A 13,000-nucleotide genomic window follows, 5' to 3' on the forward strand; every position below is an offset into this window, starting at 1 on the left:
CACCCGTTCGTTCCCGCGCAAGCGGGAACCCAGAGCGGAATACCCGAACGCTCATGCGTCGCCTTCTGGGCCCCCGCTTTCGCGGGGGCGAACGGATGTGAGCTGATGCTCTACTCGCTGTTCGTCGCCGTGTTCTTCTTCACCATGACGCCGCTGGTGATCGCGGTGCAGTGGATCATCGGCAAGCTCGGCCTGCCCGGCTGGGGCACCGTGGCTGCGGGCTACTACGCCGTGCTGTGCAAACTCTTACGCTTCAAGATCCGCATCGTCGGCGTACCGATCCGCGACCGTGCCGTGCTGTTCGTCTCCAACCACGTGTCGTGGGCCGACATTCTGGTGATCGGCTCGATCGCGCCGATCGCCTTCGTGTCCAAGGCCGAGGTCGGCAACTGGCCGCTGGTCGGACCGACCGCCCGCCTGCAGCGAACCGTGTTCGTCGACCGCTCGCGCCGCCAGCAAACCGGCGACGCCATCGCCGACATGGTGCAGCGCCTCGAATCCGACATCTCGGTCGTGCTGTTCGCCGAAGGCACCTCGAACGACGGCAACCGCGTGCTGCCGTTCCGTTCCGCCCTGATCGGCGCGGTGCGCGAGGCCGCCTCGCGCGCCGAAAGCGGCATCATCATCCAGCCGATGTCGATCAGCTACACGTCGATCCACGGCATTCCGATGGGACGTCAGCATCGGCCGCTGATCGCCTGGTATGGCGATCTCGATTTTCTGCCGCACTTCAAGGCGTTCCTGCGCCGCGGCGTCATCGACGTGGTGGTGAGCTATGGCGAGCCGATCGCGGCCGACGCCACGACCGACCGCAAGAAGCTGGCGCGGCAGTTGGAGGCCGCGGTGCGCGGTCTCACCACGTCCACGCTGCTCGGCCGGACGCGCCCGCTGCACGCGGGGAAATAACCGCTTCAGGGCAAGTCGATCCAGCGCTCGAGGCTGTAATCGAAATAGCGCCTCACCCGCGCGCCGTCCCATTCATACTGCAGGTGACGCTCCTGCACCGGAATGCCGACGACATCCGGCCAGAACGCGGCAACGCATTCGAAGCCCGTGCGGCGGACGCTTGGATAGACAAAGCCGTCCGAGCCGGCATCGCGGCGCGCCACCGCGTAAGGCTGGCTCTTCGAATAGCTGACGCTGTCGAGCAGGCCGGCCTTGATGTCATCGTCAAGCGCGAAGATATCCTCGAACTCGTGGTCCAATGCGCCGACCAGCACGCGCATGTCCTCACGGCGCGCGGGGTCGCCCGAGTCGGCCGCAAAGATTCCGAAGTGATAGACCGTCTCGGCAATCGCCGTCTCCAGCGTGTCGGCGGCGTAATAAACGCCGAACGTGCCATCGGAGAAGCGTGAGCCGCGCTTGTTGATGTGCGTAAAGGCCGCCATCACCCAAGATGCATTGGCGCCCGACACGCGGCGCTCCGTCGGCACCAGGCTGATCTCGCCAGCCTCGTCGCGCAGCCGCGGATTGGTCATCTGCTCGAGCGCGATCAGCGCGTCCCAGACCTTGGGATCGTCGGACACGCGTTCGAACAGATCGATGGGCGGGAAACGCGACGCAATGATGCGCCACGCTTTCGGCCAGGTGACGCGACGCGACGGCATAGAGCGCCTGTCAGGACCAGGGCGATCTTGCTGCATCGATGTAGTCTCTGACGGCGGCGAGATCGGTGACGTCGCCCGCCGCCATCCGCGCCAAAGGCGTCTGGCCACCGAAGGCGCGGTTCGGCCGGTTAACCCAGGAGTCGGCGAGTTGCGGATCGGAGTAGACGATCTGCAGCGCTTTCCAGATGCCGGCGACGTAGCCGATGCGTCGCAACGTATCGTTCGGCAGGCGCGCGACCCTGCCCTTCTTCCAGTCGAAGAAGGTGCGTTCGGCGGGTGACCCGAGTACAGCCCGCATCACCTTATTGTCGGCATCCCAGCGGCTCATGATGCCGAAGAAGCCCTGCATGGCCAGATCGTGGGCCTCGACCGGCAGGAAGTCCGCTTTCTGCAATTTTGCATTCATTCGCTATAATCCGGCATAATTGCAGAATATAGTTTAAAGCCTTGAATTGCAAGGGAGTTCCCGCTGGGGTAGACATCCGGCCGCAGAGCGGGTGCCATGACCGCTTGAAATCGTTCGATAAATCAGAGAGTTAGTGAGGGGCGACAAAGCCGGCCTCGACCGGCTAGGATGCGCTTGCTCGAAAGAACCGGCATGAACAGACCGCGCAAAGTCCACGTCAAATCCTTCGGCTGCCAGATGAACGTCTACGATTCGCATCGTATGGCGGACACGCTCGCGCCTGAGGGCTACGTCGAGACGCAGCTGCCGGCCGAGGCCGATCTCATCATCCTCAACACCTGCCACATCCGCGAGAAGGCGGTCGACAAGGTCTATTCCGAGATCGGCCGCATGCGCGAACTCAAGGACCAGGCCGAGCTTGAAGGCCGGCGCATGCTGATCGCCGTCGCCGGCTGCGTCGCGCAGGCCGAAGGCGAGGAGATCGTGCGCCGTACCGACTCCGTCGATGTCGTGGTTGGTTCGCAGAACTATCACAAGTTGCCGGCGCTGATCGCCCGCGCGCTCGACGGCGAGAAGATCGTCGACACCGAATTTCCCGCTGAGGACAAGTTCGACGCGCTGGCGCAGCCGTCGCCGCAAGCGATCGCCAAACGCGGCATTTCCGCTTTCGTCACCGTGCAGGAAGGCTGCGATAAATTCTGCACTTTCTGCGTCGTGCCCTATACGCGCGGCGCCGAAATATCGCGGCCGGTTGCCAAGGTGCTGGCCGATATCGAGCGCCTCGCGGCCAATGGCGTGCGCGAAATCTCGCTGATCGGGCAGAATGTGAATGCCTATCACGGCGTCGATGCCAATGGCGATGCCGTGACGCTCGGCGCCTTGATGCGCCGCATCGCCCGCGTGCCGGGCATCGCGCGGCTGCGCTACATGACCAGCCATCCGCGCGACATGCTCTCGCCGGTTTGCGACGATCTCATCGCCGCGCATGGCGATTTGCCCGAATTGATGCCTTACGTGCATCTGCCGGTGCAGGCCGGTTCGGACCGCATCCTCGCGGCGATGAACCGCAAGCATACGCGCAAGGAATACATGACGGCGATCGAGCGTCTTCGGGCCGCGAGACCCGACATCGCCTTCACCTCGGATTTCATCGTCGGGTTCCCGGGCGAAACCGAAGCCGACTTCCGCGAGACCTTGTCGCTCGCCGAGGAAGTCAATTTCGCCATGGCCTACACCTTCAGCTACTCGCCGCGCCCCGGCACCCCGGCGGCGAAGCTCGACGATCAGGTGCCAAATGCCGAAAAACACGAGCGTTTGCTGCGCTTGCAGGCCGTGATCGACCGGCAATGGAAGGCCTTTAACGGCTCATTTGCAGGCAAAACCATGGAAATTCTTCTCGAAAAGCCCGGAAAACTCACTGGGCAACTGGTCGGCCGCTCCCCATATCTGCAATCGGTCCATGTGATGGCGCAGCCGTCGCTGATCGGCCAGATCGTGCCGGTTCGCATCACCGATATCGGGACCAACACCCTGTTCGGCGAACTCGCGGACACCACGCGCGCGCCGGCTTTGGCCAGTCTGGGAGCTTGAGAACAACTTTGCGCACACCGGATCCCGTGATCCCCGCCGCCGCCGTTTCCGACGAAACGGCCACGACGCAGGTCGTGCTCGCTTTCGAGGACAACAAGCTCGCTTCGGTGCTGTTCGGTCAGTACGGCCAGAACCTGGCGCTGGTCGAGCGCAAACTCGGCGTGAAAGCCGACTCGCGCGGCAATCATGTCACGCTCGAAGGATCGCGCGGCGGCGTCGAACAGGCGCGTCACGTACTAGAAGGGCTCTACGAGCAGATCAAGCGCGGCCACGATTTGTCTTCGGGTGATGTCGAAGGCGCCATCCGCCAGGCCATCGCGCAAGGCTCGCTGTTCGATTTCGATTCGAGCCAACCGCGCCAGGCCTTCGAGGAAATCAATTTGCGCAAGCGTCCGGTGCGCGCCCGCACCGCCGCGCAGGACGCCTATATGCGCGCGCTCAAGCGCCACTCGCTGGTGTTCGGCATCGGCCCGGCCGGCACCGGCAAGACGTGGCTCGCGGTCGCACAAGCGATCCAGATGTTCGAGCGCAAGGAAGTCGATCGCATCATCCTGTCGCGTCCGGCGGTCGAAGCCGGCGAACGTCTCGGCTTCCTGCCGGGCGACATGCGCGAGAAGGTCGATCCTTACCTGCGGCCGATCTACGACGCGCTGCATGACTTGATGGACCCGCGCATCGTCGAACGCGCGTTGGAGCAGGGCGACATAGAGATCGCGCCGCTCGCCTTCATGCGCGGCCGCACTTTGGCCAATGCCTGCGTCATTCTCGACGAGGCGCAGAACACGACATCGATGCAGATGAAGATGTTTCTGACTCGCTTGGGCGAGAACAGCCGCATGATCATCACCGGCGACCCGTCACAAGTCGACTTGCCGAACGGTCAGGTGTCGGGCCTTGCCGAAGCGACGCGCCTGCTGAAGGGCGTCGAGGGCATCGGCATGGTCGAGTTCGGCGCCGCCGACGTCATCCGTCACGAACTGGTCCAGCGTATCGTCGAGGCTTACGACCGCGCCGGCACCTCGCGCGAGACCCGGAAATGACACCCGTCACCGCCGATATCGTGGTCGAGTCCGACCTCTGGGGCGCCGAGCCTGAGGCCGAAGCGACTGTCGCAACCGCGATTTCGGCCGCCGCCGAGTTCTTGAAGAGCCTGCCCTCAACACGCGGCGGCGAAGTCAGTATTCTGCTGTCCGATGATTCGGAGGTCCGTGACATCAATCGGCAGTTTCGCGGTCTCGACAAGCCGACCAACGTGCTGTCGTTCCCGGCGGCCAACACACCGGCGACACAGGGCCATCTCGGCGATATCGTCATCGCCTACGAAACGCTGCGAAGGGAGTGCGAGGCTGAAGACCGCCTGTTTCTTCATCACCTCGCGCATCTGACCGTGCATGGTTTCCTCCACCTCATCGGCTACGATCACGAGACGGACGCGCAGGCGGACGAGATGGAAGCGCTCGAGAGCCGCATCATGATTTCGATGGACATGCCCGATCCCTGGCGGGATGCGCTCCCCGCCCGCGATCTTCAACATGGCGATGCGTAATGCCCGATAGCGACCCTACCAGTACCAACTTGCCGTTCGACGCGCGCAATCTGCCGGTGCCCGTGCCGGCCAAGCGCGACAGCGACGGCAACTGGTTCGTGCGCGTCTTCCGCTCGGTGTTCGGCTCGCGCGCCAGCACCATCCGCGCCGACCTGACCGATGTGCTCGATGCCATGACGCCCGGCGAATCCGGCTTCTCGCCGGAAGAAAGCCGGATGCTCAAGAATATCCTGGGCCTGCGCGAACGCCGCGTCGTCGACGTGATGGTGCCGCGTGCTGACATCATCGCTGTTCAGCAGGACATTCAGCTCGGCGATCTCCTGATGGTGTTCGAGAAGGCCGGCCATTCGCGCCTCGTCATTTATAACGATACGCTCGACGACCCCGTCGGCATGGTCCACATCCGCGACCTCATCGGCTACATGACGGCGCACGCGACCATCGATCCGGCCAAGAACGCCAAGCGGCGCAAGCCGCTGCCCGCTGGCCTCGATCTCAAGGCGATCAACCTGGCGACGCCTCTGACGGCCGCCAAGATCGTCCGCGAAGTCCTGTTCGTGCCGCCGTCGGCGCGCGTCATGGATCTGCTGGCGCGTATGCAGGCCAAACAAATTCACCTCGCGCTCGTCATCGACGAATATGGCGGCACCGATGGCCTCATCTCGATCGAGGACATTGTCGAACAGATCGTCGGCGAGATCGCCGACGAGCACGATGAAGACGATGCCGCGGATATCGTGCGCCAGCCGGACGGCTCCTATGTTGCCGATGCGCGCGCCTCGCTCGAGGATGTCGTTGCGACTTTGGGCAAAGACTTTGTCGTTGACGAGGACATTGCCGAGGAAGTCGACACGCTTGGCGGCTATCTGACGACGCGCGCCGGCCGCCTGCCATTGCGCGGCGAATTGATCCCCGGCCCCGGCCTGTTCGAGTTCGAAGTGCTCGATGCCGATCCGCGCCGCGTCAAGCGGGTGCGCATCTCACGGCTGACCGAGAAGCGCCAGAAGCCGCGCGAGCCGAAGAAGCGGGGCGAGCCCGATGCGGTGCTGGCCGGTGTCGCGCCGCCGCAGCTCAACCTCGATGCGCCGCCCAAGGACGCGGGCTCGCAGAACCCATCGCGGTCCTGATCTTGGCCGGCACCATCACACGAATTGCTCACGCGATCCTGCTTGCCGACGGATGGCGCCGCGCGGGCATTGCCCTTGCCGCTGGCGCGGCCTCGGCACTGGCGATGGCGCCGTTCAACGCCTGGCCCATTCTGTTCGTTACTATTCCGATCGCGGTCTGGCTGATCGACGGCTCGGCCTCAGGCCGCTGGAGCGGCGCGTGGTCGGCGGCGATCGCCGGATGGTGCTTCGGTTTCGGTTATTTCGTCGCCGGTGTTTACTGGGTGGGCTACGCCTTCCTCGTCGACGCCAAGACATTCGGTTGGCTGTTGCCGGTCGCCGTCGCCGGTCTGCCGGCTTATCTCGCGCTCTATACCGCGCTCGGCTTTGCCGCGGCGCGATTCCTTTGGGTCCGCGGGCCCGAACGGCTATTTGCCTTTGCCATTGCGATGGCCTGCGGCGAATGGCTGCGCGGCCACATGCTCACCGGCTTTCCGTGGAATGCATTTGGCTATGCGCTGACGCAACCATTGCCCATGGCGCAAAGCGTGTCGCTGGTCGGCATCTGGGGCCTGACGTTCCTGGCGCTGCTCATTTTCGCAACGCCGGCGACGTTGGCTGACGATCCGGTGGATACACCGCGGCCTTACCGGCCGGTGGCGCTGGCGGTGGTCGCGCTGGCTGGATTGTTCGCGTTCGGCGCGGCGCGGTTGTCCATGCATCCGACTGCCTATGTGAAGGATCTGAAGCTGCGCATCATGCAGCCGAACTTGCAGCAGGATGCGCGTTTCAACTACAGCGCCAAGAACGAAGTGATGGCGCGTTATCTCGCGCTGTCGGATCGCGCCACCGGACCGCAGTCGAATGGCGTGAAAGACGCCAACATCCTGATCTGGCCGGAATCGGCGTTTCCGTTTTTTCTCACACGCGAACCGGACGCACTGGCGCAGATCGTCAACCTGATCAAACCGGGGACCTCACTCATCACCGGCGCGGTGCGCCCGGGCAATGCCACCGGCGCCAAGGGGCCCCGCGCCTATAATTCGATCTACGTGATCGATCCCGACGGCTCGATCCGCGGCATCTACGACAAACTGCATCTGGTGCCGTTCGGCGAATTCCTTCCCTTCCAGAACTTCATGGAGCGGCTTGGCTTTCAGCAACTGACCAAGGAAGTCGGCGGCTTTCTCACCGGCAGCCGGCGCCGTGCGATGGATGTGCCCGGCGCCCCGCCGATGCTGCCGCTGATCTGCTACGAGGCTGTGTTCCCGGACGAAGTCATGACCGAAGGTCAGCGTCCCGGGTGGCTGATCAACCTCACCAATGACGGCTGGTTCGGTATCAGCAGCGGGCCTTACCAGCACTTTCATCAAGCGCGGGTTCTGGCCATAGCCGAGGGGTTGCCCATGGTACGCGCAGCCAATACCGGCATTTCCGGCGTGATCGACCCGCTCGGCCGTATCACGGCATCACTGCCTCTCGGTGTCGAAGGCGTCATCGACGCCAGCCTGCCGCGCGCGCTCGGTCCGACGGCTTTTAGCCATTATAGAAACACGCCATTTATTCTATTTTTGGTTGTATCTCTGGTATTCGTGGGCAGACGACGCTTTCGCGTTTAGAGTGTTGTGAGCGTTCGCCCCGGTTATGAAGTTGCTATGCGTGCAAATTATTTTTTCGCGAGCTCGGGCTTACCTACATCAAAAAGATGTAAAACCCTTTGAAATTTCTACGGTATTTTGAACAACTCGCCCTCTTGGCGTTATTGCCTGCCGCTGAAATCATGGATTGATTTGCCGGGCGAACATGTGACATTACGTTTGGCGATAGTTTCATAGGAGATATTTATGGCCAAGAAGGCACCTAATCCGATCGACAAACATGTCGGTTCGCGCGTGCGTATGCGCCGGATGATGCTGAGTATGAGCCAGGAAAAACTCGGTGACGCTCTCGGCCTCACCTTCCAGCAAGTGCAGAAGTACGAGAAGGGCACGAATCGGATCGGCGCCAGCCGTTTGCAGGCGATCGCCAATATCCTGCAAGTACCGGTTTCATTCTTCTTCGAAGGCGCGCCCCACGGCCCAGGCGGCCACGTCAGCACCGGCATGTCGGAAGCGCCGTCACCCGCCTACGTATCGGACTTCCTTGCCACCTCGGACGGCCTGTCTCTGACCAAGTCGTTCATGCGCATCAAGAGCTCGAAGCTCCGCCGCCGCATCGTCGATCTGGTCGAGCAGATCGCCGGCGACGAATAGACCATCAGGTCAGCAGACCTTTACAGACTGCAGCAAAGGCCGCCTCACGGCGGCCTTTCGTTTGGGCCCATTACCGCATGGCAAATCGTCCCGCCCTGCCCCTCTTTCAAAGAAGGGCTTTGCCCGTTTCATTCGGCCATCGGTACGGCTATTGCCCACGGCGGCCCGCACCTTGACGTTGCGAACGACCGCTGTAAGAACGGCCCCCCGACATACACCGGCGCGGCTCCCCCCGCGCCAAAGGGGGAGATCAGCGTGGCTCACAAGAACTTTCTTTTCACCAGCGAATCGGTTTCCGAAGGCCATCCGGATAAGGTCTGCGACCAGATCTCCGACGCGGTGTTGGACGCCTTTCTGGCCAACGACATCAAGCTAGGCATCGCTGATGACAGCGCGGTGAACACGCGCCTCGGCTGCGAAACGCTGGCCACCACCAACAAGATCGTCATTGCCGGCGAAGGCCGCGGCCAGGCGCCGTTCTTCCGCAAGCACGGCGACAAGGTCGTCGTCGACCGCGAATACATCACCCAGATCGCGCGCGATGTCGTCAAGGACATCGGCTACGACCAGGATGGTTTCTCCTTCTACGGCGCCGACGTCGAGGTGCTGCTGCACGGCCAATCGCCCGACATCGCCATGGGCGTCGATGCCAAGAAGAAGAAATCGGGTGAGGAAGAAGGCGCTGGCGACCAGGGCATGATGTTCGGCTTCGCCTGCACCGAGAGCGAAGTCTACGAGAAGAACTCGTTCATGCCGGCGCCGATCTATTTCGCACACAAGATCCTGCGCTCGCTGTCCGAAAAGCGCCACTCCAAGGCGCTGCCGGATTTGCAGCCCGACGCCAAGAGCCAGGTGACGGTGCGCTATGTCGACGGCAAGCCGGTCGGCTGCACCAAGGTCGTCGTGTCGACCCAGCACAATGAGAAGAGCCGCAACGGCAAGAAGTACACGCCGGGCATGGTCAAGGACATGATCGAGCAGACCGTGACCCAGGCGCTGCCGAAGGGCTGGATGCCGGAGAAGTCCTCGGACTTCCTGGTCAACCCGACCGGCAACTTCGTCATCGGCGGTCCGGACGGCGACTGCGGCCTCACCGGCCGCAAGATCATCGTCGATACTTACGGTGGCTACGCGCCGCATGGCGGCGGCGCCTTCTCCGGCAAGGACCCGACCAAGGTCGACCGCTCGGCCGCTTACGCCGCGCGTTACCTCGCCAAGAACGTGGTCGCCGCCGGTCTTGCCGAACGCTGCACCATCCAGGTCGCCTACGCCATCGGCGTTGCCGACCCGATGTCGCTGCTGGTCGACACCCACGGCACCGGCAAGGTCGATGAGAAGAAGCTGGAGAAGATCCTGCCGCAGCTCTTCCGCCTGACGCCGACCAATATCCGCCGCACGCTCAAGCTGAACAAGCCGATCTACCGCCGCACCGCCGCTTACGGCCACTTCGGCCGCGCGCCGGAAAAGGACGGCGGCTTCTCGTGGGAGCGGACCGATCTCGCCGCGCAGCTCAAGAGCGCTTTCAAGTAACCGGTCACTCGACCGGTCATCCCCGCGAAGGCGAGGATCCAGCAATTAGTAAAGGCCGGGCTGATGCCCGGCCTTTTGCTTGTTACGTGATATTTTCTGTTGTCATGCCCCGCGAAAGCGGGGCATCCAGTAATCACCAACGCCAGCGAATACTGGATCGTCCGCTTTCGCGGACGATGACACCATGAATGACGACCGCGACGACGACATTCCGCAACGCGCCTTCTTCGGCCGGCGCAAGGGCCATCCCTTGCGCGCGCGGCAATCCGAACTGTTCGACGAGTTGCTGCCGAAGCTCGCGCTCGATCTGACCAAGCCCGCGCCTGCAGAACTGTCGTCGCTGTTTCCGCATGCGCCGAAAACGCTGCGGCTCGAGATCGGCTTCGGCGGCGGCGAGCATCTGGTCGCACAGGCGATGGCGCATCCTGACCAGGGTTTCATCGGTGCCGACGGATTCCTCAACGCGGTCGGCAAACTTCTGGTCGCCATCGACGACGAGGACCTTACCAACATCCGCGTCTTCCACGGCGACGCCACCGACCTCATAGACTGGCTGCCGGCCGGCGCCTTCACGCGCATCGATCTGCTGTATCCCGATCCGTGGCCGAAGCGCCGGCAATGGAAGCGCCGCTTCATTCAGGACGACAGCCTGCCACGCATCGCGCGCCTCTTGAAGAGTGGCGGCGAATTCCGCTTCGCCACCGACATTCCGAGCTACATGACTTACGCGCTGACACGCATTCTGCGATCGAGTGATTTCGTCTGGAGCGCCGAGCAAGCCGACGATTGGCGCAAGCCGTGGGATGGCTGGACCCGCACGCGCTATGAAGCCAAAGCGATCCGCGAGGGCCGCACGCCGGCGTATTTTATTTTTCGGCGCAATTAGATTCGTTGTGAGAATTAATCATTGGTCATTGTAGTGATCCCCTTGTGAAAAGACCCGCAGTGAGGTTCTTTTCTGGTCTCGACCAATCAGGCGCAAACTGACCGCCCGAGTATCCCTTTAGGTCAAGAAGCCATGGAAGCTTTTGGAGAATCCCTCGGGTGACTGGGGCATTCGTCATTTCGATCACGACCTTAGGTGGCCTCACGTCAGCGCCGAACACCTGCGGAAATTCATGTGGCCCCACGAACCGAGCACTCTTGGGATCTTTGAGATCGCTAAAGGTCACCAGGTTCGGCAAACGAGATGCCGGCACCTCACGCTTTCCCTCCAGTTTTGGAAGCCTCGCCCATTCCTCGAACGGCAAGCTGAATAATCTAGGAACTATGTCGATGGGGTAATTGACGTTCTCCACGGGCAGACCGGCAGCCAGCAAAGCAATGACGTTGCGTCCTTCACCGAGGTCGACGAAGATCGCTTCGCCGCGGAACCTACTCGTGTAGCGAGGGACACTTCCGCCTTCGCGCTGCGTAGCGATCTTGACCTCGATGACACTCTCGCCGGAGCGGAGCTTGCCGCCAACCTCCACGTCAACGGTCATGCGGTAGCGATAGGTGTAAGTCGGATATTTGATCGTGTGCCAGACGACAAAGCCACCGATCGGCAGCGCGATGATCAGCACGACAGCCAGCAAAACCCTCCCAAGCGTGCGCATGGACTCGCATCCTCTGGACGGGCCAAAACAGCGGGAGCCGCTACTCCCCCGTCCCCTGCCTGACCTGCCAGAAGCGCACGACGCGCTGGGCGGTCGGGCCGGTGAGCCGCTCGAAGTTCTCGTGCGCGGCGTCGATCACGGATTGCGTCGGCTTCGGACCCGGCCGCGAATTGATCACCGCCTTCACTGTCGGCCAGCCGAAATCGACCGAGCGCGCGAGGATCAGCACCGGATCGGCGCGTTCGCCGTTCATCAAACGATCGACGACTTCGACCGGCACGGCGCAGATCGTCGACAGCGCGGCGATGGTCTCTTCGTATTTGCCGCTTTCGGCATAGTTCGACACATCGGCCTCGGTGAGCTTGCGCTCCTTGTGCAGCGCGCGCACGGTGGCCAGCGCCGCCGTGTAATTGCGCGGCGCCGCCTTGGCGCCGACTTCGTCGGTGACCTTGGCGAGAATCTTGCGGATATCCGCTTGCGTCTCGGGGCTCGCGGCGGCGAGCAGGCGCTTCTGTACGACTTCGCTCGCCTGCAGCAGAAGCTGACGGAACAGCCGCGGCGGAATGTCGGTACGGCGACCGACCTTCTCGGCGAGATCGCCATCCATCTGCGCGCGGTTGATCAGGTTGGTGAAAGCGCGTTCGGACAGACTGGCGCCGGGATTGATGACGACGCTGTGCGCGACGTCACGGTCGCCGCGTTTCACCAGCACGTCGGACACCACTTCACTCAGCCGCTGACGCGACGCCATCGCCAGGAGATGCGCCTGGCTCTTGGTCTCGGCGATGGCCACAAGATCGGGATCGGACAGCCGTGCCGTCTTCAGCACAGGCCCGGCAACGTCGATGTCGTCATTCTTTGCAAGAGTGGCGACCACGCGCTCGGGCGCGTTGTCGACCGGCGCAATGCGCCGCGCGAGTTCGGCGAGCGCTTTGGCCTCGATCTCGGCGATCAGGCAGCCGATGACATCGTCGAACAGCGCGACATGGTGGTCGTTGAAGCTCGGTGCGCCGTCGAGAAATAAAGTCGTGATTCGTCGCAGCGTCTCGGCCCGCTTTTCGGCGGAGCCGTGCTGGACGACCTCTTCCAGTTCGGGAAGCAGGGAGGCAGGAGCAGCCATCACGCAATACCTGATCGGCGCCGCTAATGACCCCGCGCGGCGCTTTAACCAATCGTAAGGGCAAGTCGTGAAGGAAGCGTTAGCCTTGGCGGCCGGCCGCGACCCTTGCGCGAGGCTGAAAATTCGCTATATTTGCGCTGTCAATCGATACACCCTCAAAACCAAATCAGGTTCTGAGAGTGGGTCCCCCGGGGCCCGCTCTTTTTCTGTTACAGGCATAGCTCAGCGCAATATGGCCTCAGGCG

13 protein-coding genes are annotated in these 13,000 nt (G+C 62.7%); 9 read left to right on the plus strand and 4 right to left on the minus strand.

All coding sequences use genetic code 11. From position 1 onward, the window contains the following. The first annotated feature begins 105 nt into the window (after positions 1–105). Entirely contained in the window at positions 106–906 is an 801-nt protein-coding gene (locus E8Q40_RS00460; protein ID WP_137042539.1) for a lysophospholipid acyltransferase family protein, read from the plus strand. Positions 907–911: 5 nt separating this feature from the next. Here E8Q40_RS00460 and E8Q40_RS00465 read toward each other — a convergent pair whose 3' ends face one another. Together E8Q40_RS00465 and E8Q40_RS00470 are read right to left on the minus strand one after the other, a co-directional pair. Then, positions 912–1,607: an RES family NAD+ phosphorylase gene (locus E8Q40_RS00465; RefSeq protein ID WP_137042540.1), complete on the minus strand. Its 696-nt coding sequence runs from the start codon at positions 1,605–1,607 to the stop codon at positions 912–914. A 10-nt stretch (positions 1,608–1,617) separates the two neighbouring features. Then, positions 1,618–2,013, minus strand: a complete 396-nt coding sequence (locus E8Q40_RS00470; RefSeq protein ID WP_137042541.1) for an MbcA/ParS/Xre antitoxin family protein — start codon at positions 2,011–2,013, stop codon at positions 1,618–1,620. Positions 2,014–2,205: 192 nt separating this feature from the next. On the opposite strand from E8Q40_RS00470, the gene miaB reads away from it, so the two are divergent. From miaB to E8Q40_RS00510, 8 genes are all read left to right on the plus strand, one after another. Continuing rightward, positions 2,206–3,603, plus strand: a complete 1,398-nt coding sequence (gene miaB, locus E8Q40_RS00475) for a tRNA (N6-isopentenyl adenosine(37)-C2)-methylthiotransferase MiaB (protein ID WP_137042542.1) — start codon at positions 2,206–2,208, stop codon at positions 3,601–3,603. Between the two features lie 8 nt (positions 3,604–3,611). Then, positions 3,612–4,643, plus strand: a complete 1,032-nt coding sequence (locus E8Q40_RS00480; protein WP_246662966.1) for a PhoH family protein — start codon at positions 3,612–3,614, stop codon at positions 4,641–4,643. Continuing rightward, on the plus strand, positions 4,640–5,149 hold the full coding sequence (gene ybeY, locus E8Q40_RS00485; protein WP_137042544.1) for an rRNA maturation RNase YbeY: 510 nt from the start codon (positions 4,640–4,642) through the stop codon (positions 5,147–5,149). Before E8Q40_RS00480 ends, ybeY begins: the two co-directional genes overlap by 4 nt. After that, positions 5,149–6,276, plus strand: coding sequence for a hemolysin family protein (locus E8Q40_RS00490; RefSeq protein ID WP_137042545.1), 1,128 nt, complete (start codon positions 5,149–5,151; stop codon positions 6,274–6,276). The genes ybeY and E8Q40_RS00490 overlap by 1 nt, the downstream gene beginning before the upstream one ends. After that, complete coding sequence (lnt, locus tag E8Q40_RS00495; RefSeq protein ID WP_168197933.1) at positions 6,273–7,874, plus strand: apolipoprotein N-acyltransferase; 1,602 nt, start codon at positions 6,273–6,275, stop codon at positions 7,872–7,874. The genes E8Q40_RS00490 and lnt overlap by 4 nt, the downstream gene beginning before the upstream one ends. Before the next feature lie 225 nt (positions 7,875–8,099). Beyond that, the gene (locus tag E8Q40_RS00500) at positions 8,100–8,507 is read left to right on the plus strand and encodes a helix-turn-helix domain-containing protein (protein WP_137042546.1); all 408 of its coding nucleotides are present in this window, start codon (positions 8,100–8,102) and stop codon (positions 8,505–8,507) included. 255 nt (positions 8,508–8,762) lie between these two features. Then, a complete protein-coding gene (gene metK / locus E8Q40_RS00505; RefSeq protein ID WP_137042547.1) occupies positions 8,763–10,037 on the plus strand; it encodes a methionine adenosyltransferase in 1,275 nt (424 codons plus the stop codon). Positions 10,038–10,221: 184 nt separating this feature from the next. Next, positions 10,222–10,923 (plus strand): tRNA (guanosine(46)-N(7))-methyltransferase TrmB, encoded by a 702-nt coding sequence (locus E8Q40_RS00510; RefSeq protein WP_137042548.1) that lies wholly within the window; start codon positions 10,222–10,224, stop codon positions 10,921–10,923. A 25-nt stretch (positions 10,924–10,948) separates the two neighbouring features. Here E8Q40_RS00510 and E8Q40_RS00515 read toward each other — a convergent pair whose 3' ends face one another. Beyond that, positions 10,949–11,635 carry a hypothetical protein gene (locus E8Q40_RS00515; RefSeq protein WP_137042549.1) on the minus strand — a complete coding sequence of 229 codons (687 nt, stop codon included), beginning with the start codon at positions 11,633–11,635 and terminating at the stop codon, positions 10,949–10,951. 40 nt (positions 11,636–11,675) lie between these two features. Further along, positions 11,676–12,755, minus strand: a complete 1,080-nt coding sequence (locus E8Q40_RS00520) for a DUF2336 domain-containing protein (RefSeq protein WP_137042550.1) — start codon at positions 12,753–12,755, stop codon at positions 11,676–11,678. Positions 12,756–13,000 lie beyond the last annotated feature (245 nt).

This window comes from Pseudolabrys sp. FHR47 (genome assembly GCF_005153485.1).
Lineage (GTDB): Bacteria > Pseudomonadota > Alphaproteobacteria > Rhizobiales > Xanthobacteraceae > Pseudolabrys.

Bases quoted from the DNA above. Each gene is read 5' to 3' on its own strand.
- E8Q40_RS00460 (WP_137042539.1), top strand. From the start codon at position 106: ATGCTCTACTCGCTGTTCGTCGCCGTGTTCTTCTTCACCATGACGCCG.
- E8Q40_RS00465 (WP_137042540.1), bottom strand. From the start codon at position 1,607: ATGCCGTCGCGTCGCGTCACCTGGCCGAAAGCGTGGCGCATCATTGCG.
- E8Q40_RS00470 (WP_137042541.1), bottom strand. From the start codon at position 2,013: ATGAATGCAAAATTGCAGAAAGCGGACTTCCTGCCGGTCGAGGCCCAC.
- miaB (WP_137042542.1), top strand. From the start codon at position 2,206: ATGAACAGACCGCGCAAAGTCCACGTCAAATCCTTCGGCTGCCAGATG.
- ybeY (WP_137042544.1), top strand. From the start codon at position 4,640: ATGACACCCGTCACCGCCGATATCGTGGTCGAGTCCGACCTCTGGGGC.
- E8Q40_RS00490 (WP_137042545.1), top strand. From the start codon at position 5,149: ATGCCCGATAGCGACCCTACCAGTACCAACTTGCCGTTCGACGCGCGC.
- E8Q40_RS00500 (WP_137042546.1), top strand. From the start codon at position 8,100: ATGGCCAAGAAGGCACCTAATCCGATCGACAAACATGTCGGTTCGCGC.
- E8Q40_RS00510 (WP_137042548.1), top strand. From the start codon at position 10,222: ATGAATGACGACCGCGACGACGACATTCCGCAACGCGCCTTCTTCGGC.
- E8Q40_RS00515 (WP_137042549.1), bottom strand. From the start codon at position 11,635: ATGCGCACGCTTGGGAGGGTTTTGCTGGCTGTCGTGCTGATCATCGCG.
- E8Q40_RS00520 (WP_137042550.1), bottom strand. From the start codon at position 12,755: ATGGCTGCTCCTGCCTCCCTGCTTCCCGAACTGGAAGAGGTCGTCCAG.